The 22,433-nt window shown below is 57.1% G+C and carries 24 protein-coding genes and 1 pseudogene; 19 read left to right on the forward strand and 6 right to left on the reverse strand.

Annotated features, from left to right (window positions below; genetic code table 11):
- Positions 1-353: 353 nt before the first annotated feature.
- Genes ACR0DX_RS19340 through ACR0DX_RS19355 form a run of 4 tightly spaced genes read left to right on the forward strand, consistent with a single transcriptional unit; the run spans position 354 to position 4,274 of the window.
- Complete coding sequence (locus tag ACR0DX_RS19340) at positions 354-1,412, forward strand: ABC transporter substrate-binding protein (RefSeq protein ID WP_170417838.1); 1,059 nt, start codon at positions 354-356, stop codon at positions 1,410-1,412.
- Positions 1,413-1,472: 60 nt separating this feature from the next.
- Entirely contained in the window at positions 1,473-2,561 is a 1,089-nt protein-coding gene (locus tag ACR0DX_RS19345; protein ID WP_170417835.1) for an ABC transporter ATP-binding protein, read from the forward strand.
- Positions 2,558-3,460, forward strand: a complete 903-nt coding sequence (locus ACR0DX_RS19350; protein WP_170417832.1) for an ABC transporter permease — start codon at positions 2,558-2,560, stop codon at positions 3,458-3,460. Before ACR0DX_RS19345 ends, ACR0DX_RS19350 begins: the two co-directional genes overlap by 4 nt.
- Positions 3,461-3,470: 10 nt before the next feature.
- Positions 3,471-4,274: an ABC transporter permease gene (locus ACR0DX_RS19355; RefSeq protein ID WP_170417829.1), complete on the forward strand. Its 804-nt coding sequence runs from the start codon at positions 3,471-3,473 to the stop codon at positions 4,272-4,274.
- A gap of 8 nt (positions 4,275-4,282) precedes the next feature.
- Here ACR0DX_RS19355 and ACR0DX_RS19360 read toward each other — a convergent pair whose 3' ends face one another.
- The gene (locus tag ACR0DX_RS19360) at positions 4,283-4,990 is read right to left on the reverse strand and encodes an IclR family transcriptional regulator (RefSeq protein ID WP_170417827.1); all 708 of its coding nucleotides are present in this window, start codon (positions 4,988-4,990) and stop codon (positions 4,283-4,285) included.
- Between the two features lie 178 nt (positions 4,991-5,168).
- On the opposite strand from ACR0DX_RS19360, the gene ACR0DX_RS19365 reads away from it, so the two are divergent.
- The 8 genes from ACR0DX_RS19365 to ACR0DX_RS19400 are packed head-to-tail and all read left to right on the forward strand — an operon-like array spanning position 5,169 to position 12,549.
- On the forward strand, positions 5,169-5,846 hold the full coding sequence (locus ACR0DX_RS19365) for an arginase family protein (protein WP_170474326.1): 678 nt from the start codon (positions 5,169-5,171) through the stop codon (positions 5,844-5,846).
- On the forward strand, positions 5,839-6,513 hold the full coding sequence (locus ACR0DX_RS19370; RefSeq protein WP_170417821.1) for a hypothetical protein: 675 nt from the start codon (positions 5,839-5,841) through the stop codon (positions 6,511-6,513). Before ACR0DX_RS19365 ends, ACR0DX_RS19370 begins: the two co-directional genes overlap by 8 nt.
- Positions 6,513-7,388 carry an arginase family protein gene (locus tag ACR0DX_RS19375; protein WP_170417818.1) on the forward strand — a complete coding sequence of 292 codons (876 nt, stop codon included), beginning with the start codon at positions 6,513-6,515 and terminating at the stop codon, positions 7,386-7,388. Before ACR0DX_RS19370 ends, ACR0DX_RS19375 begins: the two co-directional genes overlap by 1 nt.
- On the forward strand, positions 7,385-8,395 hold the full coding sequence (locus ACR0DX_RS19380; RefSeq protein ID WP_170417815.1) for an agmatinase family protein: 1,011 nt from the start codon (positions 7,385-7,387) through the stop codon (positions 8,393-8,395). The genes ACR0DX_RS19375 and ACR0DX_RS19380 overlap by 4 nt, the downstream gene beginning before the upstream one ends.
- On the forward strand, positions 8,392-9,087 hold the full coding sequence (locus ACR0DX_RS19385; protein WP_170417812.1) for a hypothetical protein: 696 nt from the start codon (positions 8,392-8,394) through the stop codon (positions 9,085-9,087). The genes ACR0DX_RS19380 and ACR0DX_RS19385 overlap by 4 nt, the downstream gene beginning before the upstream one ends.
- A complete protein-coding gene (locus ACR0DX_RS19390) occupies positions 9,084-10,529 on the forward strand; it encodes an aldehyde dehydrogenase family protein (RefSeq protein WP_170417809.1) in 1,446 nt (481 codons plus the stop codon). Before ACR0DX_RS19385 ends, ACR0DX_RS19390 begins: the two co-directional genes overlap by 4 nt.
- Entirely contained in the window at positions 10,529-11,725 is a 1,197-nt protein-coding gene (locus tag ACR0DX_RS19395) for a CaiB/BaiF CoA transferase family protein (protein ID WP_170417806.1), read from the forward strand. Before ACR0DX_RS19390 ends, ACR0DX_RS19395 begins: the two co-directional genes overlap by 1 nt.
- The gene (locus ACR0DX_RS19400; RefSeq protein ID WP_170417803.1) at positions 11,722-12,549 is read left to right on the forward strand and encodes a citryl-CoA lyase; all 828 of its coding nucleotides are present in this window, start codon (positions 11,722-11,724) and stop codon (positions 12,547-12,549) included. Before ACR0DX_RS19395 ends, ACR0DX_RS19400 begins: the two co-directional genes overlap by 4 nt.
- A gap of 464 nt (positions 12,550-13,013) precedes the next feature.
- On the opposite strand, the gene ACR0DX_RS19405 is transcribed toward ACR0DX_RS19400, so the two are convergent.
- The gene (locus tag ACR0DX_RS19405) at positions 13,014-13,925 is read right to left on the reverse strand and encodes a homocysteine S-methyltransferase family protein (RefSeq protein WP_170417800.1); all 912 of its coding nucleotides are present in this window, start codon (positions 13,923-13,925) and stop codon (positions 13,014-13,016) included.
- Between the two features lie 84 nt (positions 13,926-14,009).
- Between ACR0DX_RS19405 and ACR0DX_RS19410 the strand changes: the two genes are divergently transcribed.
- Positions 14,010-14,309 (forward strand): MBL fold metallo-hydrolase, encoded by a 300-nt coding sequence (locus tag ACR0DX_RS19410; protein ID WP_170417797.1) that lies wholly within the window; start codon positions 14,010-14,012, stop codon positions 14,307-14,309.
- Between the two features lie 482 nt (positions 14,310-14,791).
- On the opposite strand, the gene ACR0DX_RS19415 is transcribed toward ACR0DX_RS19410, so the two are convergent.
- The 4 genes and pseudogenes from ACR0DX_RS19415 to ACR0DX_RS19430 all read right to left on the reverse strand — a co-directional run bounded on the left by ACR0DX_RS19415 (position 14,792) and on the right by ACR0DX_RS19430 (position 17,407).
- Complete coding sequence (locus tag ACR0DX_RS19415; protein WP_174819503.1) at positions 14,792-16,198, reverse strand: DUF7986 domain-containing protein; 1,407 nt, start codon at positions 16,196-16,198, stop codon at positions 14,792-14,794.
- Positions 16,199-16,313: 115 nt separating this feature from the next.
- Positions 16,314-16,454: pseudogene (locus ACR0DX_RS19420) on the reverse strand (DUF6429 family protein); the annotation flags it as partial.
- A 155-nt stretch (positions 16,455-16,609) separates the two neighbouring features.
- A complete protein-coding gene (locus ACR0DX_RS19425; RefSeq protein ID WP_480595487.1) occupies positions 16,610-16,885 on the reverse strand; it encodes an SH3 domain-containing protein in 276 nt (91 codons plus the stop codon).
- 129 nt (positions 16,886-17,014) lie between these two features.
- Complete coding sequence (locus ACR0DX_RS19430; protein WP_152460663.1) at positions 17,015-17,407, reverse strand: GFA family protein; 393 nt, start codon at positions 17,405-17,407, stop codon at positions 17,015-17,017.
- Between the two features lie 251 nt (positions 17,408-17,658).
- Between ACR0DX_RS19430 and ACR0DX_RS19435 the strand changes: the two genes are divergently transcribed.
- The 6 genes from ACR0DX_RS19435 to ACR0DX_RS19460 all read left to right on the forward strand — a co-directional run bounded on the left by ACR0DX_RS19435 (position 17,659) and on the right by ACR0DX_RS19460 (position 22,196).
- Positions 17,659-17,910: a WGR domain-containing protein gene (locus ACR0DX_RS19435; protein ID WP_170418006.1), complete on the forward strand. Its 252-nt coding sequence runs from the start codon at positions 17,659-17,661 to the stop codon at positions 17,908-17,910.
- A 527-nt stretch (positions 17,911-18,437) separates the two neighbouring features.
- Complete coding sequence (locus ACR0DX_RS19440; RefSeq protein WP_152460664.1) at positions 18,438-18,842, forward strand: DUF3768 domain-containing protein; 405 nt, start codon at positions 18,438-18,440, stop codon at positions 18,840-18,842.
- Between the two features lie 218 nt (positions 18,843-19,060).
- Positions 19,061-20,926, forward strand: coding sequence for a ParB/RepB/Spo0J family partition protein (locus ACR0DX_RS19445; RefSeq protein ID WP_170417794.1), 1,866 nt, complete (start codon positions 19,061-19,063; stop codon positions 20,924-20,926).
- Between the two features lie 115 nt (positions 20,927-21,041).
- A complete protein-coding gene (locus ACR0DX_RS19450; RefSeq protein WP_170417791.1) occupies positions 21,042-21,335 on the forward strand; it encodes a type II toxin-antitoxin system RelE/ParE family toxin in 294 nt (97 codons plus the stop codon).
- Positions 21,336-21,340: 5 nt separating this feature from the next.
- Positions 21,341-21,631: an addiction module antidote protein gene (locus ACR0DX_RS19455; RefSeq protein WP_152460667.1), complete on the forward strand. Its 291-nt coding sequence runs from the start codon at positions 21,341-21,343 to the stop codon at positions 21,629-21,631.
- 22 nt (positions 21,632-21,653) lie between these two features.
- Positions 21,654-22,196 carry a hypothetical protein gene (locus ACR0DX_RS19460; RefSeq protein WP_170417788.1) on the forward strand — a complete coding sequence of 181 codons (543 nt, stop codon included), beginning with the start codon at positions 21,654-21,656 and terminating at the stop codon, positions 22,194-22,196.
- The last annotated feature ends 237 nt before the right edge of the window (positions 22,197-22,433 follow it).

Below are 22,433 nucleotides of genomic sequence, written 5' to 3' on the forward strand. Positions count from 1 at the left end.
TTCGCGGATCAACGCAAAGCGAGTGAGAGTTTGCGGTCCGCACGTTCCACCAAATGCTTCAATCGGTGGCAGTTAACTTCGGGTCAGACGAAGATCGCTTCAGACGCCATATGTGCAAGATCGAACCCAGATGAATGCTGCACCAATGCGCGAATTGCGAGATTTTCCAGGCTCTGATGCTCAGGAAACGGGAGTGTGAATCCTACGGGGCAAAAGAATCCTTGACCAATTCCAACATCAGCTCTAGTAAAACTGAAATGACGTTTTGCTAGATGAAACGATTGCGAATGATTATGTGGAGCCGCGCATGTCGCGAAGCCACAAACCAACCAACAGTTCGGGAGGAGCCTGACATGATGAAAGATAACCAAAAACTGAAGCTCACCACGGCGCTAGTGGCAGGTGGCCTGGCCATTGCTTCGCCTGCCTTTGCCGAGGGAGAGGTCGTGTTTGCGTCCTGGGGAGGCTCGTTTCAGGATGCCTTGCGCTCAGCCATGCTGGAACCTGCCGCTGGTGCGCTGAATATCACTGTCAAGGAAGATACGACAAACGGCATTCAGGACGTGCGCGCGCAGATCACGGCGGGTGCCGTTGCATGGGACGTTACAGAACAGGATTTGCCTTCGTGTGAAACCCTGAGCCGGGAAGGCAGCCTTGAGCCGATCGACTATTCGATTGTTGACACCACAGGCATTCCGAAAGAGCTGATCCATGACAATTACATCGGCTTCATCAACTTCACCAAGGTGATTGCCTATCGCAAGGATGCATTTGGCGACAATGGCCCGTCCAATTGGGCAGAGTTCTGGGATCTGGAAAACTTCCCCGGCAAGCGCGGTATGCACGGCAAGGTGAACTATAACCTCGAAGCCGCGCTCATGGCGGATGGTGTGCCGATGGCCGAGATCTATGACACGTTGGCCACGAATGAGGGCAAGGCGCGCGCATGGGACAAGCTGGGTGAGATTGCCCCCGAAGTTACCGTTTGGTATCGCGGCGGGTCGCAATCGGCGCAGTTGCTGCGTGACGGCGAAGTGGACGTGATCCATATGGGCCATAACCGCGTAGAAAGCGTGATCGCGTCGGGCATTGATGTGGCCTATGCCTTTGATGGCGGCACGATGGACGTGGACTGCTTGTTGGTTCCCAAGGGGGCTCCGAATAAAGACAACGCGATGCGCCTTATCAACGAATTGCTGAGCGCCGAAGCACAGGCGAGGCTGGCGGTGACCATGCCGTTGGGTCCGGTGAATTCGGGTGCCTTCGGCACCGGGATAATCTCGGATGAGATGGCAGTGAAGGTCAACACACATCCCGACAACTATGGCAAGCAGCTTCTGGTCGATCCGAACTTTTACATCGGCCAGCTGGGCGAGTTGACCGAAGAGTTTGACACGCTGATCCAACAGTAAAAAATATCTGGGCGCGGCACATCTTGTGCTGCGCCCATTTTTGTCAGGTTAGGAGCCCCCATGTCACCTGCAGCCCACTCCCTTCCCATCGATATATCCAACCTGTGCAAGGCCTACGGATCGGTCAAAGCGCTGAATGACGTGTCTTTGAACATCGCCGCGGGCGAGTTCCTGACATTGCTGGGGCCATCAGGCTCCGGCAAGACGACGCTTTTGATGGCGCTGGCCGGATTTGTGCGTCCTGATGGCGGGTCGATCCGGTTTGGCGAACAGGAAATGATTGCAACGCCGCCCCACAAGCGCGGCCTTGGCATGGTGTTCCAAAGCTATGCGTTGTTTCCGTTCATGACGGTCGCAGAAAACGTGGCTTATCCGTTGAAAATTCGCGGGGTGTCCAAAAGCGATCAGAAGGCCCGCGCCGAGCGCGCGCTGGAGACCGTGCAGCTGGGCGGTTATGGCGACCGGCGCATCACGCAATTATCCGGGGGACAAAGACAGCGCGTGGCCCTTGCCCGCGCCATGGTTTTTGAGCCGCAGATCATTCTGATGGATGAGCCGTTGTCAGCGCTCGACAAGAAGTTGCGCGAACATATGCAAATCGAATTGAAGGCGCTGCATGAAAAGCTGGATGCAACTGTCGTTTACGTGACCCATGACCAGCGCGAAGCCCTGACGATGTCGGACCGGATTGCAGTGGTCAATCATGGGCGGATCGAACAGATCGCGACGCCTGAGCGGCTCTATCGCCAGCCGCATAGTTTCTTTGTGGCGGATTTTATCGGGGAATCCATTTCCCTGCCGGTTAGTGTAGCGAATGACACGGCGCAGCTTGGCGAGCGCGTTCTGAAATCCAATACGCCTATTGCGCTGGGCAGCGGAGGCCATCGTCTGATCATCCGGCCCGAGTTGCTGGAAGTCACAGCAGGCGCGGTGCCAGACGCCGCCAATGACCTGTCCGGCCAAGTGCATGACATCATTTATCAGGGCGACAGCGTTCTAGTGATCGTTCAGCACGACAGCGCTGGTCAGATCAATGTGCGTGTGCCTGCCAATCGCGCGGGCCAAACCGGGTTGCCGTCGAAGGGAGAGCAAATCGGCCTTGCCCTGCATCCCGAAGATACGATCATCGTACCGGAACATGTGGCATGAGTATCGCCGAGACGTATGAAGGTGCTGGGACTCTTCAGAATGCCAGCACGCTCAAATCCGAAGAACGCCGCGAAAAACTGACGTTTCTTGGGCTTTCGATGCCTGCGGTTTTGACGATCTTGATCGTCGTCTTCCTGCCGATTTTCTGGCTGTCTTCGCTGTCGTTTTTCAATGCGGCAGGCGAACTGAGCACGGAAAATTACACGCGCATCTTTAGTAGTGCTCTCTATCGGCGAACCTTTGTCGTCACGTTTCAGATCAGCATTGCCGTGACGGTGATTTGCGTCCTTCTCGGCTACCCGCTGTGCTACTGGCTGACAAAGATGCCGAACAAAACAGCGGCCATTCTGATGGTGTTTGTGCTGGTCCCCTTCTGGACCTCGGTTCTGGTGCGGACCTATGCGTGGCTGGTGCTTTTGCAGCGCAATGGGATCATCAATTCGTCGCTGATGTCACTTGGCATTATCGAAGAACCGCTGCAACTGGCGCACAATCTGACCGGCTCCATCATTGGCATGGTGCATATCATGCTGCCTTTTTTGGTTCTGCCGCTCTACGCCACTATGCGCAATATTGACGGCGACCTGGTCCGAGCCGCCGTGGGCCTTGGTTCCAGCCCGCGCGGGGCCTTTTGGCGGGTATTTTTCCCAATGTCCCTGCCGGGCCTTTTTGCCGGCATCGTGCTGGTTTTCATCCTGTCGCTTGGGTTCTTTGTCACACCGGCTTTGCTGGGCGGTGGCCGGGTTCAGATGCTGGCGCAGCGTATCGAAAGCACCATCACAGTCTATTCGAACTGGGGGGCCGCATCAGCCCTGGGCGTGGTCCTGCTGTTGCTGGCGCTGGCGATGATCTGGCTGATGAACCGTGTCTTCGGGCTCGACAAACTGTTTATGCGCTGAGGATCTGAAAATGGAACAAGTCGGACAACGTAAAATCGACGGCCTGTGGCTGACAGTGGTCGGCATTGCTGTGCTGTTCTTTCTCATCCTGCCCACGCTGATCGTTATCCCGATGTCGTTTTCGGGGGCATCCTATCTGGAATTCCCGCCGACATCGCTCTCGTTTCGCTGGTACGTGGCCTATGTCACGTCGCCGGAATGGATGAGCGCAACAAAGACCTCGCTGATCGCGGCGGCGCTGACCACGGCAATCGCGACGCCCCTGGGCTCACTTTGTGCCTATGGTCTGCATTGCTCTGCGCCTCGTATCAGGAGCGCGGCTCAAATCCTTGTGATCATGCCGATTGTCGTGCCAGTGATCCTGATCGCTGTTGGAGTGTTCAGCCTCTATGCCAAGCTGGGGCTCAATTACACACTGACCGGGATCGTGATCGCCCATACTGCGCTGGCGCTGCCATTCGTGATCGTGACGGTGATGTCGGGATTGCAGAATTATGATTTCGATCAGGAGCTTGCAGCGCGCAGCTTAGGGGCGTCCCGTGCATACGCATTGTGGACAATCACCGTACCGCAGGTGAAATTCTCGATCCAGACAGGGGCTTTTCTGGCATTTATCACGTCGCTGGACGAGGTTGTGATCTCGATGCTGGTCTCGGGCGGGGAAAACGCCACAATCACCCGGCGCATGTTCAATTCACTGCGTGATCAGCTTGATCCGACAATCGCGGCGATCTCGACCTGTCTGATTGTCGTGTCCATCACGGCGCTTATCGGTGTGCAGATGATCGGGCGTCGGAAAGACAAGGCACAATGATGCGGGTCTTATTTTTCGCCAAACTCCACCCGAATCTGGCGGGCGGCATCAAGGACCGCCGCGCGATACTTTTCGACGGCTGTGTCATTGAAGCGGACGCGCAGGCCGGACAAGCTGATCGCGCCCAGCAATTCATCTTCGAACCCAAGAACAGGAACCGACAGTCCGGCGACGTCAGGATCGCGTTCACCAAGGCTGAGATAATACCCGGCCTTTCGGATGCTGGCCGCCTGTTTTCCCTGCCGGATGGAATAAGCATCCAGCACCTGACCCGAAGAGCCCATGCTCAGCGGAATGATCTCGCCCTCCTGAACGTGATCCCGCGCAAGCCTTGGCGAATTGACCCGGTAGAGGCACACGCCAGAGTTGCCGCGTTGCACATAAAACGACGCACTTTCGCCGGTCGCATTCACCAAATTCGCAAGCACCGGTCGCACAATTGGCCCCATCCGCAGGTTTTGGCGAAACACGGATCCAAGACGCCACAAAGACGGCCCGAGGTGAAACAGACCCTCGGCGTCTCGCGTAATATGACCAAACTTTTCAAGCGACACGCTCAGACGCAGAATTGTCGCCTTGTTGACCCCGCTGCGGTCCGCAACCTCCTTCAAAGAGAGGCCTGCATCGCCCGGCTCAAAGATGTCCAGCACACGCAATGCGCGCTCTACCGCTTCGACACCACCATTGGCGTCAGGGGATCGGGGCTTGTCGGGCATAGGCAGACCTTTCGACGCAAATCCGTCGCTTTTTATAGCCGGTTTGAGCGCAATTGGAAATCGCAAATAACGAAGGCGTCTGGCAATGAATAGCGCGCGGAAACAAATGATAACAGCTGGTTATGCGGACCTTCCTTTTGGCATTCATTCGCAATGTAAGGCTGATTGTGTTGGGGTTATGGGCGTTCCGAGCGAAGTTAACACCGGGCCCCGATCCGGCACCTCTCTGGCACCCGATGCGCTGCGCAAAATGACTGCCCAACTTGGGATCGGACTGCCTGTAGATGGTCGGGATCTTGGCAATCTGGACCTGTCAGGGGATTGGCCTGCCGCGTTGGAACAACTTGTGACGCAAATGGTGGATCACGGTGTTGTACCCGTTGTCTTGGGTGGCGCGTCTGATGTCGCCTCGGGTGTGCTGGGGGCCTTGCCTGATCTGCCAGTTGTCGCGGCCATGCCGTTGGCCCGGCGTGATATCGCGACGCGAACAGCCAACACGATCTGGGTGGGATTGAACGGCGATCAACCTGCTGGTGTCTGGGATCTGATCAGCCAGCGCAAGATGGATTGGCGCACCGCGCGGCAGTTGGATGAAGGGCACGGCGACTATTCTGACACGCCCGAGCGCGCTGTCTTGTGGATCGACATATCGGTCATTGATCTGGGGCATGCAGCTGGCAGCGTCGGCCTAAATCCCGGCGGGATGAAACCTGAAACGCTGGTTTCCGTCATTGGTGCCATGTCCTGTAAATGGCAGGCGATTGTGATCACCGGCCTTGCGCCTGCGCGCGACACCAGGGGAATGTCGGAACTGGCGGCGATCGAAACCCTGAACGCGGCGTTGCACAATGAGTGAAGCGGCGCAAATACAGTTTGACGCGATCCCCAGTTTTCTGGGCGCATCCATTGGCGATCTGGAAGATCTCGTGCCCGGTCAGGTCGCGATTGCAGGCTATTTTTGTGACAATCTCGCCCGGCCATCGGCAGGGCAACGCTATCTCGCGCGCCAGCTTCGGTATGCGTCCTGCCCCACAGTAACACCCGCGAATGCAATTGACCTTGGGGACGTGAACGTCTTTCCGCTAGAACCTGACAAGCATTTTCTCGCAGTTGCCTCGCAATGTGAATCGGTTCTTGAAACCGGTGCCCGCATGGTGTTGGTAGGCGGCGATTCCAGCGGTTTGGAAGCGCTTGACGTCGCCGCAAGACAGGTCACAGGTGCGGATGTTCCCATCATTGGGGTCAATGGCGGCGCAGTGAGCCATTTGCCCCGCACCCAACCGGTCATCCTGTCTGTGGATTTACAAGAGCTTGCGGGCAAATGGGTATCGCACCCGCATCGCCTGACGGGAATGTCACCAGCACAAATGATCGCGCAAATTGACGCCACCCCGGGCGATACCATCGCGGCTGCGGTTTTTGGGCTTGCCCCGGAACTGGACAACCGTGGCAAGGCTGAAACCCGCGCTGCACTGGCGATCCTGCAAGCGGTCACAGCTCGTCTTGAGAAAGGAGCAGGCTGATGCCTCTACGTTCGGCCCCGTTGCCGCGCATGGCAGGGCATCTGTCGTTCATGCGCTCTCAGACCAAAGCAATCGGCGACGTCCGGTCTGGAGATCTGGCCGTACTGGGCATCCCGTTTGAAGATACAAACGCACCTCATGCAGGGCAATCTCTGGCGCCGCGTGCATTACGCGAAACCTCGGTCTATTTCGGTTGGCACGCAAATCCACAATTCAGTCACCCCGTAGATATCGATGCGCGTCAGGATATCAGTACCGATGGCCTGCACGAGCGGCTTTGTGATCTCGGAGATATTGCACCGGGGTCCGAAGATGCGATCCACGCGGCCTTGAAGGCGGCCATGCGTCAGATCAGCGACAATGGCGCCTGTGCAATCTTTTTGGGCGGATCAGATCGCATGTCCGAGACGGCGCGGAGCGCGCTCCCTCATTGTCAGACAGTGCAGCTTGGCGGTACACCAGCCGATGCGCGCGATTTTCATATTGCGCCCTTGCCGAACGGAACGACCACGCCGGTAAATAGAGATACTGCCGCGCAGCGTGCCGCGTTTTCAGAGTGGCGGGATCCATCAAAGCCGTTGTTTGTTCGGTTTGATCTCTCGGTGTTTGAAACATCGCTCAGTGCGCTTTGTGATCGGCCCCGTTTGGGGGGCTGCGATCTTGCGACGGTGGTGCAATGGCTTGAGCTTTTGGGACGGCACGAGGTCAGCGCCATTATGTTGACCGGTCTGAATCCGAACCGTCCCGGAATGGGTGTCGTGAAGGTTGGCCAACGCCTGATGGTCACGGCTCTTCTGGCGTTTATCTATGCGCGCCTCGGCTTTGGGATTGATTTTCCGCGCCGCCAAACTTCCAAGGAAAAAGTACTGACATGACTGCAGCGATAACGACATTTCTCCCGCCTCTGGCACAACCGGGGTATCGGCTGTTTGATGGGCCTCTGCTCGATGCCGCCGACGTCCGTCCGGGCCAAATCGGTGTGGTGGGTATGCCCAGCGATTGGACACATTCAAGCCGGCTCGGAACCAGGTTTGGTCCCGAGGCGCTGCGTAAGGCAACGACGGTATTGCAATCCATGCGACCGCAGGGGGTCAGTTTTGATCCAGATACGGGCCAAAGAAGCGCAACGGCCAGCGACTGGCTCGTGGATTGCGGGGATGCAGTGATCACCCCTGAGGATGTAGACGCAACCACCGAGGCCATTGCCGCAATGACCGAGGCGCTGAGCGTTGGAGGGGCGATCCCTCTGGCACTGGGCGGTGATCACTATAATAGCTTCCCGGCCTGCCTTGGCTATTCCCGTGGGTTGGCCAAACGCGCACCAAATGCACGTTTTGGGTATATCCAGATCGACGGTCATCTGGATTTCTCTGACCGGCTTGGCGCGTGGGGCAGCCATAACCACGCAACCAATGCCCGTCGGATTTCCGAACTGCCCAATGTCGACGTGTCCAATATGGTTTGGGTCGGGATCACCGGTTGGGTCGACAGCGGTGAACTCGCCTTGATCGAAGAGCAGGGCGGTCGGGTGTTTTCGGCTGGCGACGTACATAAATTGGGGACGGCAGAGGCAATTCGTCAGGCGTTGGAGCATGCCATGAAGGGATGTGACGAACTGTATCTGTCAATCGACATCGATGCGATGGACGCTGGCTACCTCCCCGGCACCGGCTCAATCGTTCATAGCGGTATTACACCGCGTCAGTATTACGATCTGCTGGATGGGCTGGCCGAGGCCCCGTTGGGTGGACTGGATATTGTTGAGGTGTCCCCTCCTCTTGATCCGTCGGAGCGTACCGAATTTCTGGCTGCAGAAATGTTGTTCCGGATCCTGCGTCGCTTCCGCACACAACCTGTGACCGGGGCGGTGACAGAGCAATGATGGACTACAAAGGAACAGAGCAGCTGGGTGGGTTTTCCCATGCAGGAAAAACACTTGCGCCCGCGACACGGCCCTGGATCACAGACCTGTCAGCGCTTTGCCCTTACGAGGGCCTGCAACCCGGGAACCTACCGGAATTTGAACGCGACCCGAATTGGGACAACTGGGCGCTCACCGACAGTCCCAAAGACCCGAACCTGCGCCTGAACTGGCATCTATTTGAGGACGGTGGAAGAAGATTGATGGTCGCCGACCGGATGCTTATGAGCCGCGTCAGCTGGCAGGATCTGGATGATGCGGGGTATGTCCATGGCACAGAGCTGTCGATTGATGGACGCCTGTTTCGCTGCCGGTTGCTTACGGGGGGGGATACGCCCTGTAGTGACCCTTTTCAGGGGGCGACGCGCCCCAATGAATGGGATGCGCTGGTGGGGGGCAGCGGGGCGTTGAACGCTCCGCAACCGGACCCGGCCAATAGTACAGCACCGCTTTGCCCGGATCATCTGACCTCGCCTCATAACCGTTTGTGGAACTGGTTCGGCGCGGTCAGCTGGACCGCCGAACCGGTTGCCAGACGGGCCGATGGGCGGGTGTGCAGGGGCTATCATGGCCCGACCTATTTTTACGTGAATACTGTGGACCACCGGCATGAAGATATCGGGTGGCGACCAGTTCTTGAGGAAGCGCTATGACTGCAAACCCCTTTGCCAACTTTATCGCCGGATCATGGGTTGCTAGCAGCGACGCGGCCCCCAATGTCAACCCGTCCGACCTGAACGACACGATCGGCGAGTATGCCCGGGCAAGCGCCGATCAAACGGTTGACGCAATCGAGGCCGCGGCCGCGGCCCTGCCGAATTGGCGCAAGACATCGCCTCTGGTCCGGTTCGAAGCGCTCGACCGGATCGGGTCGGAAATCCTCGCCCGTGTAGACGAGCTGGGCGATATGCTGGCCCGCGAAGAGGGCAAAACCTTGCCCGAAGCCAAGGCCGAAGCGCATCGCGCCGGGCATTTGTTCAAATATTTCGCGGCTGAGGCGTATCGTGCGACCGGCGACACCTACCAATCTCTGCGCGAAGGTGTGTCGCTAAATGTTGTACGCGAGCCAATCGGCGTTGTGGGCGTAATCACGCCCTGGAATTTCCCACTGGCGATCCCCGCATGGAAAATCGCACCCGCTCTGGCCTATGGCAATACGGTTGTGTTCAAACCTGCCGAACTGGTGCCCGGATCGGCATGGATGTTGTCCGATATTATTGCCCGTGCGGGCGTGCCTGAGGGGGTGTTCAACCTTGTGATGGGAAAAGGCCGTGAGGTTGGGGAGGCAATCGTTACGCACCCCAAGGTGTCCGGGGTCACATTCACCGGTTCCACACCCGTCGGTCGCCATATGGGGGCGGCGCTGTTTGCGCGAGGAGCGAAAATGCAGCTGGAGATGGGGGGGAAGAACCCCTTGATCGTGCTGGATGACGCCGATCTGGATCTGGCGGTGCACTGCGCCGTTCAGGGCAGCTTTTTCTCAACCGGACAACGCTGCACAGCGTCTTCCCGCCTGATTGTGACCGAGGGCATTCACGACGCATTTGTTGACCGTCTTTGCGCGGCAATGAAAGACCTTCGGATCGGTGATGCGCGCGCTCCGGAAACCCAGATTGGTCCGGTCGCCAGTGAAGCGCAGCTCGCCATCGACAAACGATACGTGTCTCAGGCTGTGGATGACGGTGCAACGCTTGCCGCAGGTGGTGGCGAGGTCAAATCCAAAACAACCGGCCATTACTTTGCGCCTGCGTTGTTTACGGATGTGTCACCCGACGCAGCCGTGGCACGAGACGAAATCTTTGGGCCCATCGCCGCCGTGTTACGCGTGCCGGATTACGACGCCGCCCTGGCCACGTCCAACGACTGCGAATTTGGATTGTCCGCAGGAATTGTCACGCGGGATCCCGCCAAAATCGATCACTTCTCGCAGAACGCCGAAGCAGGCATGATACAAGTCAATCTGCCCACCGCCGGCATGGATTTCCACGCACCCTTTACGGGCCGAAAGGGATCCTCTTATGGTGCACCGGAAAAAGGCAGCTATTGCCGCGAGTTTTTCACGGCGGCCAAGGTTGTACACGCGGGGCGCGGATAATGTCGCAGACACCTTTGAAGGGCATTCGTGTTCTTGATCTGACCAATGTCCTTGCCGGTCCGTTCTGTTGTCATCATCTGGCGCATCTGGGCGGCGAGGTTATCAAGGTCGAAGCCGTCGGTCGGGGCGATCTCGCCCGCCAACTGGGGGCCGACCCAGAGCTGAACAAAGTCAACATGGGCGTGTCCTTTCTCGCCCAGAACGCGGGCAAGAAATCGGTCACGGTCAACCTCAAGAACCCACGGGGTCGAGAGATTTTTCTGAAACTGGTCGAAACTGCAGATGTCGTGGTTGAAAACTTCCGGCCCGGCGTCATGACGCGCCTCGGCGTGGGCTACCAGACCCTGAAAGAGGCCAATCCGACCCTCATCTATTGTGCTATCTCCGGCTTTGGCCAAGAGGGCCCGTGGATACGCCGCCCGGCTTATGACCAGATCATACAGGGAACCTCGGGTGTGATGTCGATCACCGGGGATAGCGACAGCGCGCCGCTGCGCGTTGGATATCCGGTGGCAGACACTGTGGGGGGCATCACCGCAGCCTTTGCGATTTCATCTGCTCTGAACGCCAATCCGCGCGGCACCTTTATTGATGTGTCGATGCTGGAATCGGTGCTGGCGACAATGGGCTGGGTGGTGTCGAACTATCTGATCGCCGGCGTCAATCCGACTGCCAATGGCAATGAAAACCCCACTTCGGCGCCTTCCGGTGCGTTTGAAGCGAAGGGCGGGTTGATCAACATTGCCGCAAACAAAGACCAGCAATGGGAGCTACTGACGGACCACCTGGGATTGGCCGCGCTGCGCGAGCGGCCTGAATATGCCACGCGCGAGGATCGCAAACGCAATAGGCTGGCTCTGAAAACTGAGCTGGAGACCGTGTTGAAGACCCGGTCACCGCGCGACTGGGCCAAGGAACTCAATAGCATTGGTGTGCCATCAGGAGCGGTTTTGACAGTGCCGGAAGTATTGGAAATGCCGCAGGTTGCAGACCGCGGTTTCCTCGACCAGTTTGAAAACGTCCCCGGCGTCGGACGCGACATTCAGGTTGCCACGACCGGGATCAAATTGGACGGCAGCGCGCCCACCGTCGATGCACCACCGCCCACATTGGGGCAGCACAACTCTCAAATCTGGAGCGAGTTAGGTCTTTCACCGGAAGACATTGAAAAACTGGCAAAGGATGGCGCGATATGACGGACCCCGCAGGACGCAATGACGCCGATGCCATTTGCCACTGGTGGCGCACCGAAATTATCGACATGGCTCCGGGGCGGATCGCCTTTCGCGGCCACCCGATCCAGGACCTGATCGGAAACGTCAGCTTTGCTCAGATGATCTGGCTCATGGTGCGCGGCAATTTGCCCACGCCAGAACAGGCGGCGCTTTTTGAATGCGCGCTGGTGGCGGGCGTGGATCATGGTCCGCAGGCGCCATCGATAGCCGCAGCGCGTATGGCCGCGACCTGTGGGCTGGGGCTCAACAACGTCATGGCCACCGGGGTCAACATGTTGGGTGACGTGCATGGCGGCGCCGGTGAACAATGCGCCGAGCTTTATTTCGACGTCGCCAAACGGATGGATGACGGCGCTGAACAGGAAGTTGCCGTCCGCGACGGTATCGCCGCCTGGTGTGAGGAAAATGGCAAGATCGTCTCGGGTTTTGGCCACCGTTTCCACAAGCCCGTCGATCCCCGCGCACCGCGATTGATGGCGTTGGTACGCGAGGCCGCGATGTCAGGCACTGTAGAAGGGCGATTTGCCGATATCGGTGAAGCTATACAGACGGAAATCGGACGTAAGCGCGGTGCCGATATCGCGATGAATATCGATGGGGCCACGGCTGTTATCTTTTGCGAATTGGGGTTCCCGGCACCGCTTTCCCGGGGATTGTTCTGTCTTTCCCGCTCGGTTGGCGTCTTGTCTCATGGCTGGGAACAGATTCAACAGGGCGGGCGGAACAAGGGGCCAATGCCGCCGCGTTATCTGCCGGAATATATTGGTGTCAAATCGGAGCGCTAACCCGATGACCATTGATGGTGCGAACGCCTAAATTCACACCGAACTTGGCATTGAAGCGCCACTGGCGTGTGGACTGTTTTGCCGGTCTCGGTCATTGGGCATCCCCCCCTAGAAGCAGACCCAACATGTTAGTCTGAACAAAGATTCACTTCTTTGGTGTTGTCTTTGAAGGTATTTCAATCCAGGCGAGAATCGATACATTTTCACGCTTGTTCTGACGTCAGCGAAGCGCACCGAGCTGCCATCGCGACAAGCGCGGCGAATTCACACTTGGTCCGCGATGCGTGAGTTTGTCGATCGCTGGATTTCGCAGTCGCAGCTAAAGTCCGGTCTGGTGGGCCGCACCGCAGCGATGCGCGCCCTCGGTCAACGGCAGCAAAGGGCCGATCTCCTAACAAGTTGTGGAAAGAAATTACGGGATCACCTTAGATCTCAGCGTTATCGCTCAGATTGAACCAAGTTGGCTATGCTAGTTCGCTGATCATCGATTTCAGATGGCGCATGTCGGTACCGCAGCATCCTCCAAATACTTGGATCGACGGATTCTGCCTCGCAATCGCGGCAATCTGTTTACCAAGTTCAGCTGGATCGCCTTCGTCCAGCTCATCTGCTTCGTCAAGTTCCGCATGCGAGCAACTCGAAGCGTTCGCCACAAGGCCTCTCAGCCGGGGGTGGTTGCCAAGCGCTCCGGCGAAATGGGTAGGGTGAGCGCAGTTGACCATAAAAAACAGCGCCGCCGAGTCGGTTGCTGCGTCGATCTGGTCAATTCCGTCCACAAGTTTGGTCCCGTCTGCCAGGCACCCGTCTGTCTCAACAACCAGAGACATGATGATCGGCAGTTCAGCGTCCCGGGCGGCGAGGATGCATCCCGCTGCCTCGCTTGGGCGGTTGAATGTATAAGCGGTGACCAGATCGAGGCTTGTGTCTTTCAGGCTGTGCATTTGAGCGGCGTGGTATTGACGTGCATCTTCGACGGGTACCGGCGGGATGTCGGCGTAAGGATCATGGCGCGGGCCGATGCAGGCCGACACCAGTACATCATCGCGAGCGGCAGCTTGGCGCACGTCTTCCATTAGACTGACCGCATCTTTGTTTACTTCGGCGAGCCGCTCTGCATCGTACCCCAAGGGCGCTGCCCGGTCGGCGTTCGCCATCCATGTGGGCGCATCAAGGATGCATCCGACATTCATTTCACGGGCCAGATCGACAAGAGCCTGCATTTGACCGGCCAGTATCACCCTGGTGCCAGGTTCTTCCAGCAATGGAAACGACGCGAAACCGGGAAGCTCAATTCCATGATTGAAAATCAGGTCGGTGCCAGTGCCGGCGTAAACCAGAAAGGGCTTGTTACCTTCGAGTGGGAGCTGTCGCGCCATTCTGATCCACGCCTATTGCCGTTACCTCTGCACAAGAAACCTACTTTGTCTCGGGCCTCCTGTGAACCTTAGGACTGCGACAGGGTGTATTCCGTCACTCTGATCCCCACGCCAGGCCAAACACCAGGTCATGTCTCGGTCGAAATCACCAGTGGCGACCGGCGCGCTCTGATTACAGGTGATGCAATCCATACAACCGCCCAGTGCTGGCATCCCGAGTGGCATTTTATGTTTGATTCCGATGCTGAGATGGCCGTGACATCCCGTCGGAAACTGTTGGAAAGCGCCTCGGAAACGGGATGTATTGTGCTGGGAAACCACTTCGCTTTGCCGTCTATTGGTCGGGTGAAGGCGGACAACGACGCGTTTCGCTGGGAGGACTAGCCCAGGTTGTATTTTGATGTGCGCGGGTCTGTTGTGGGATGGCGGCTGACGTGAAAGTTCGACGCGCCGCGCAGCTTACAGGCAATGATCGGCGAAACTAAATCTCGAACCCATTGGGCTATGTCACATTCCCTTGAATTCTTGTTTCACAAGCTTTCTCTCTTCACCATTTTGTGAAAGCCTGAAGCAGTTATGAGTGACAGAGTGTGCAATTTTCAGAAAACAGTGGTTCTTTCTGAACTCCAATCAGCTCTCTTGGACGGAATTTGTGATCACTGCGAGGTGACAAGTTCGGAACTGGCCAAGAGTGGAGAGGTGCTGGAAATATGTGGACAAGAGTACTGTTTCGATTATGAAACCGGTGTGTCCACGGAGACTGAAATTTTGTTGTGCCCCAGCTGTCACGAGGCAAACCATCTGGACGCGCAGCGACAGCATAACCCTTGCCACATCTCTGCAAGACGCAGCCGGGAAAACATGGGTTAGTCGATGGGTTCAGGAGGCGAAGCTTTGGAACGGTTTTTGCAAGAACCATCGCTGGTCCAATTTCGGTAGTCTGACAGACCAAGCTCGTCCCACATCCAGCCGAAATCATACTCAGCCACCGGAGAGCCGGTCTGGCGCGCGCTGCGGTTTTCGATTGTCTTCAGCCAGTCTATGACTTTCTTCCTGCCCGCCGTGCTGCGAACGGCCTGGCGCGGGGTCTTGCCATCCAGGGCAGGAATCGGCTGGTCAAGCGTATCGCGGTAATGCTGTTCGAGATATTCGTGGGCCATCTGACGGGCAAGGGCACGGGGGATGTCCTCTTCTTCTGCCACTCCGTTACTCGTGCTGTCATCCGCCATCATCTGTTCGGCGGTCTGGATTGATGTCAGCGGAGATTTCACCAGGTCGCCCAGGAGGTCCCGGACCAGGGCTTCGCCGCGTTCAGCGCGCGCTGTAGAGCTCACAGAAAGTGTGAGTGTCCGACCTTTCAGATCTAGGGACCCAAGCACGGAGGCCCCTGACATTGATTTGTCCAACACGAGGCCGGTGCCGTGCTTGGTGCCGGACGGGGTGTCGAGGTCAAGCCAGGTCCAATCCTTCTGGCCTGAGATCACGAGTTCTGCGGACTGTGTTAGCTTTTCAGATACCTGGCTTTGCGTCACTTTGCTGGCGAGGGGGAAGCGCATGTCGTGAAAGAGCAGGTTGTCGCCATCGCTGTTGCTGATTTGTGGTGGTTCCGGATCCAGTAGGTTCGGCAGATGTGCGAAGAGCCAGGCATTGGTGAAGAGGGGTGCGGAACGGTGTAGCTGATCCTGTGTCAGCCTCAGTTCAACGTCGGGGTTCAATTTCAACACGGAGCGGAGCCCGTCTTCAAAAAACGCGACGGTGTCGGGGTCGAATGGGAGCAGCGCCCCCGAGATCACGTTATAATCCCCCTGTGCGACAACCCGAGCTGCGATGCGATCCCATCGCTGCAGCATCTGCGTCGCGCTGTGTTCCCGGACGGTAACCGGCTCTGCGTCCGAAAGCATGTTGCGCAAGACCATGGATCTGCCGGGGTCTACCTCGCTCACCTCATAAAGGCTGACCGACGCGTCCCGCAATCCTTTGATATAGGCGCGGGTCTGCGCACTCTCCTTGGAACCGCTCCCTTTCAGATAAGCATCCGCAGCGTTTTCGGCGTCCGCTCCGAATGTCCTGCCCAGCAAATCTTCCAGGCCACCACCCCACAGGACCATCGGCCAATCCTCGCCCAGCAAGTCGCCCAGATCCTCGAACTCAAGATCGAAGGCCTCGAGCGCTGGCAGAAAATGCTCGTCCAACACATCAGCGAGCCGCTCATGCCAAATCTCGTCACGGGTGATAAACCCGATGAGCCCACCAAGATCGTTCCCCGTTGTCATCTTCAGCTTCTCCCTGTTTGCCGGACAGGGGCGATTTAGCGCAGATTGCAACCGCCAGCCAGCCCACACGCGTATGCAGACCTGCGTTACATGGAGGGACTTGTCATGGCGAATGCTATGTCTTTGGCTCCCGCCCAAAAAGCTCTGTGAAAAGCTTTTCGGAGCGGCGCAGGCCTTCATCGGTCAGTACCACCGATTTTGCCTTTCCAACCGGGTCCAGGATCAATCCGTTACGGTGCAGGCGATCAAGCGCTCCCCAGTCAAAGCCTTAGGGCCGTCCTGAACCCAGCGAATTCGGGGATGTTGCGAGCCGCTTCGACGACGGGTGTGAGCCCAACTAGTGGATTCGTCAGGGCGTTTCCGCCGGTATTCTATGATTGCTAAAAGATGGTGGTGCTGATCGCTGTCGTATTAGATTTTCCGCAAATATGCCCAAGAGACGTATCCCTTAAGCTTGCGCGCGCGCTCCAAAGAGACGCGGCACCAACGGGTGCCACCGGTCTGCTCACAGCCGTGAACTCGTAGTGCGGTTCCATTTGGAAGACCAACGATCACATTGAACCCTGTTCCAGGCCCACTGCGCATTTTTAGCATGTCACCGTCTTCGACGCCAAAAACCTCATATGTTCCGAGTGACGCGGCCGCCGCCGGTTTAACGTCCATGACGACCCCCAGGAACAAAGCCATTAGGGGTAAAAAGATTGCATTGCGCATCGCGATGTCCTGCTTATTGCCTCAACGACAATCGTAGCAACTCGGGTCACCAAGAGGAACAACTCCAAGACAGAAATGTAGGTGATACCAAAGCTTCAAACGCTACATTTCTTCCAAATGGTGGGGAACCCTGGCCCAGTTGGGGGCATCTTTCACAAAAACCTTGCTCGTTGGCTTGAAGTTGTTTGGCTCATCCAATGTCCCAGCCGCAATGCTCGTCAATCCGAAGGCTGTCACGCCCCACAGGCCTGATCCGCAGGTGCCACAAAAATGCTTGATGACAGGTCGACCTTCCTTTGAGGTCTTCTCAAAGGTCCGTGGTTTGCCTTTCAGCAGCTGCAGGTCTTCCGACTTTATCATGTACCCGGCATAACCGTCCGTTCCGGTCATCGATAGGCAATCACTGCAAAAACACATGAGTTGCATTACTGCGCTGCCAGTGACCTGGTATCGAACCTCACCGCAAAAACATCCGCCTTCCAAGATTTCAGCCACGTTGCCTTCATCCTTCTATTTCGTTTTGCAAGATATGAGAAAACCGTACCTACTCTGGCCAGTGGTCACAACGGTTCCAGCAGCGGAATGTGGAATGGTGCCAATATGAGCTCCTGTACCTGGATGGGTACGAGGCAAGCATCAGACAGATTGAGTTGTCGAATGTTTTCATCACGGTTCTGAATCCTTGCCAATTGACTGTTCCAGCAAAGTCATTGGACAGACGAGCTTTATTGATCGACAATCGCGTCATGGAGCTGACAGACACCACACCTGTGCACCTGATCCATGTGGACCCTGAGATCAACATGGCGCGGTTCTATGGCATCGAGTTGCAGCCGACGTTGTTTGGGGAGGTTTCAGTGCTTCGTACCTGGGGGCGTATTGGCACGAACGGGCAAGCCATGATGGTGACGTATGATGACGAAGCCCTGGCTAGTGAAGCGCTCCACAATCTCGAAAAGCAAAAGCTCCGTCGAGGGTATGTTCCGGTCGGTGAGTGACTTCGGGCTGCAGTCTGTTTCTGTGGCAAATCCCGAGCCTTTCGGCTCGTGAGCAGGCTCTAGGTTTCAGCCGACGTATCGGCTTCCACCCAGAACACCCCAGAATGATCTCCCTGTCCCAGTAGCCCCTGACCCGTCTCTTGCGAGCCGGGGCAGGGGCTTTGGGTCATGGTCGGTCCATGCCGTGGTGATCTGCCCATTCGGGTGACGGTCCCTTTTGCGCTCACGCAGGATCAGAGATCCTTTGTCCTTTCCTTGTGGGTCAGGCGGGATTTGGACAAGCCAAACGCTACCTTCCGTAAGGGGGAAGGCGCGGCCTCCCCCCTCGGACAAGACAAATAGACAATACCGTGTCCTCGCGCGCCTGCGCTGCGGGCCGCACCACTCTTGTCGATTGGTCCTGTCTCGCCCCTCTCCGCGTTCGCCACGGGGCAGGTTTTAGAGACGACGCCCTTTCAGGGCTCGGCTCAAAACCAGCACCAAAGGGGATCAACCCCAGAGGTCGCACCACAAAAGGAGAGACGGTTTTGGACATTGAAAAGACAAAAGACATCGACACTGACACCAGCCTGCAGGCGGCAGAGATTGCGACCCAGAATGACCTATTTCGGAAAGCGCTGATCGATCCGACTGCGGCAATCGAGATGCATTCTAAGGGAATTCAGGGTCAGGTATTTGTCACGCCCGGCGTGTCAGGTGAAGGGATGGAGTTCCAGACTGCAGCTTTGGCAGCGGTGGCGTCGGATGACCAGTTTGACGAGGGCAATGACCCCTATGGCGATCACACCTTTGGGGCGGTGACAGTCCGTGACCAGAAGCTGTTCTGGAAGATCGATCTTTACGACACGGACTACACGTATGGGTCCGACCGGCCGTTTGACACGTCAGTGACGCGCCGCGTTCTGACCATCATGTGCCCCAGCGAATACTGATCTCAATCCCAAACCGGAAAGGAGGTGAACACCATGAGCAATGAAATCTTGCAGCAACGTATCGCAGAAGCGTGGGCGCTAATCAGGAAGGGCGACAATTTCCACATCGCGCGCCGCTTCCTGATCCAACACGCAGCCATCTAAACGGCTCCGCTCTACCCCGGAAGGGGTAGGGCACCCTTAACACGATCTCAAACACTCAAACAAGGATTTGCCCCATGAGCAAAGTCGAAACATTCACCGCACCGGAAACCATCGAAACCGTATCCCTGTCCGATCTCTACCTGTCTGACATCAACCCACGACAGGAGGTTGGTGAGGAAGGTATTGCACTTCTGGCCGACAGTTTGGTTATGTGTGGCTTGATCCAGAACCTCAGCGGGTTGCGCGATACCGATGGCAAAGTCGCAATCGTTGCCGGTGGTCGCCGCCTACGGGCTCTGAACATCGCCGTGACTGAGCGCGCTGATCTGGCACAGGTTCCCGTTAAGGTCACGGACAATCCCTTCGTGGCTGAGCAATGGGCCAATGCGGAGAACACCGCCCGTGAAGAACTGGACCCTGTGGACGAGGTCCGTGCTTATGGCAAAATGGCCGAGAAATCTCTGTCTATTGCCAAGATCAGCAATGCGTTTGGCGTGACCGAATCCCATGTGCGCCGCCGCCTCGCGCTTGCCAGTCTGCCCGCCGCCGTTCTGGATGCGCTCAAAGCCGGTGAGATCAGCATGGGGCTGGCCAAGGCCATGACCGTCAGCACCGAAGAAGAGAAAATTCTGGAGGTTCTGGAACGGGCCAAAGAATGTCGGTGGTTCAGTGAGCATGATGTCAAACAGGCACTGACGTCGGAGGCTGTTAGCAGCACTAGCCGCAAGGCCGTATTTGTCGGGCAGAAGGCTTATGTTGAGGCGGGCGGCACCGTCACCGCTGATCTGTTTGCCGATGAAACCCTATTCAATGAAGGCGCGTTACTGGATCGTCTGTTTGCCGAGAAACTGGCGGTAGAAGCGGAAAAACTGCGCGACGCGGAAGGCTGGGACTGGGTGGACACCCATGAGGAAAGCTACATTCCCTATGGGTTCTCGGGTACGAAAGACATGCACCGTTTGGACATGGTGAGCCGGGACTTCACCGAAGGACAGGCCGAACGGTATGACGAACTTGCCGAACTCTATGAGGGTGAGGCTCTGGACGCGGATGGTGAAAAGGAGCTGGCCGCGCTTGAGGACTATACGGCGCCGTTCTATTCTGACGCGCAGCGCAAGCTGTCCGGCGTGTTTGTCTATGTCACCAACAATGGCGAGATCAAAACATCCCCGGCCTATGTCGCGGCGGAACATGTTCAGGCTGCCATTGAGGCTGGTGTTCTGGCCCCGGTCAAAGAACCGGAGATCAAGGAAGAACCAAAACCAGTTTATTCGCAGAAGTTCATCGACGACATGGTGGCGATCCGGCTGGCAGCGGTTCAAACGGCCCTGCTGGACAAGCCTGATTATGTGTTGAGCCTGTTTGCTTTCTTTGCCACCCCGGCCTCCGGTCTGAGCAGCAATCTGTTTGGGTTTGGCTATGGTGGTGCCGAGCGGAACACACCCGAGATCGATGACCAGTTCATCCTCGACCCGCGTCTTGGCGGAGAACGGGATGAAGCGGCACAGGCAGCCTATGACCAGTTCCACGAGATTGCCGCACAAGGCAGCGTGGAAGCGTTCAAAGCGTTTCGCGATCTGGGCAAGAAGACCCGCAATGGTGAGATCACGGGTTTTCTGGCCCGGCGGTTTCTGACCCAACGCCCGGAGTTCATGGCGGAGATCGAGGCTGAGATCGAGGCTGACATGCGCGCGATCTGGACCCCTTCGGCTGAAAACTGCTTCAAGCGTCTGAAAGGCTGGCAGCTGGATGATCTCTACAAAGACCTGCTGGACCTGCACATCGACGCCGACATGTTCAAAGCCTTCGCGAAATCCAAAAAGGGTGCCAAGAACGAGGCGCTGCACAAGCTCTTCAATGATCCAGAGCATCAAAAGGCACTGGGCGTGACCGAGGCACAGAAAGCCCGGATCGATGCATGGGTGCCGGATTGCTTCTGAAACTGGCAGGGCAGGGCGCAACGCGCCCTGCTTTTCAGCAATGATTTTTGATTTTAGTTCAATGGTATAGGTTGTTTTGACTTGAAAGGTTGTAGCCTGTAGGCTACATATAGGTATGATAGAAATTCGTAAGACGGACCTGTTCGACAAGTGGCTCAAGGGCCTGAAGGACCAAAGGGCGAGAGCCAGGATCTTGGTTCGCATCACGCGGTTGAGCCTGGGCAATCCCGGTGATGTGAAACCGGTTGGTGAAGGTGTGAGTGAACTGCGTATCTCCGAAGGGAAGGGGTATCGCGTTTACTATGTGTCGCGCGGTGACGTTTTGATCGTTTTGCTGTGCGGGGGAGACAAGTCATCCCAGCAAGCCGACATCAAAACCGCCAAGGCGATGGCAAGAGAGTTGGAGTGAAAAACATGGGTGTCAAAACAACGAAGTTTGAAGCGGCTGACTATCTGGACAGCCCGGAAGCCATTCAAGCCTATCTTGAAGCGGCTTTTGAAACCAGCGACACGGCGCTGATCGCGTCGGCACTTGGCGATGTTGCCAAGGCCAAAGGTATGTCGAGTGTGGCCGACAAATCTGGTCTGTCTCGGGAAAGCCTCTACCGCGCACTTAGCGAAAATGGCAATCCCGAGTTTGGCACGGTGCTGAAAGTGCTGAGCGCTGTGGGTGTGACGCTCACCCCGAAAATGCACGTGAATTAACCCACTTTAAAGGCTATCCACCATGTCCACCGATGCAGCTCCGTCTACGGTTGAAAAAGCCGCCCGCCGCGTCTGGAAATCCGCGCAGATGTTCGTCGGGTTTCATACAGACCAGAAGGGCAAGCCGCGCACACAGCCGAAGCTCTGGCCGCCAAAAAACGGGAGCGCGTCGATCCATGGTGATCCCAGCGCGCAGGAGGCCATCGTGGTCGTCAAAGCCGCTGATCCGGACGAGGTACAGGACGTGCAGATCAAGCTGCACCCAAACCGCATTGTTGTGCGCCGCGATGCAGATGCCTGGTGGCAGGGTGTCGCTGTAGATGAGCATACCGTGACGGTCCGAATGGCCGACAACACGATCATCGAAATCCGCCATGACGGATCGGTGAAGCGGCGCTCGGCAGAGGACGAAACCCATGTTGAAGCAGATGGCAGCATCTTCAAGTTCACGGAATTTGCCGAGGCGCATATGACGGGTGACGGGGTGGAAATGACCCGCCGCACAGAGGATCGCATTGCCACGATCACAGCTGACGGTGTTGTCGATCGCGCGCGCAAGCGTTAGCCTGTAAAGAATACCTCCAGATTTTCCTTTGGTTAAACTCGTGGCCCGCTTCGGTGGGCCTTTTTCTTGGCGTACTCATCACTGTATCTGCCCGTGCGCCGGTCTCGCCCCGCGACAGCGCTTGAGAGAGTTCTTGCGGATTACCGGGGCGTCCTACCGAACCCGCCAATCCAAATTGAGTCCGGCTGTTTACCTGATCCGCACAAGCACGGACCAGGGCCGGACCGTCCGGTCTTT

The sequence above is a fragment of the Ruegeria sp. D3 genome, assembly GCF_056534465.1.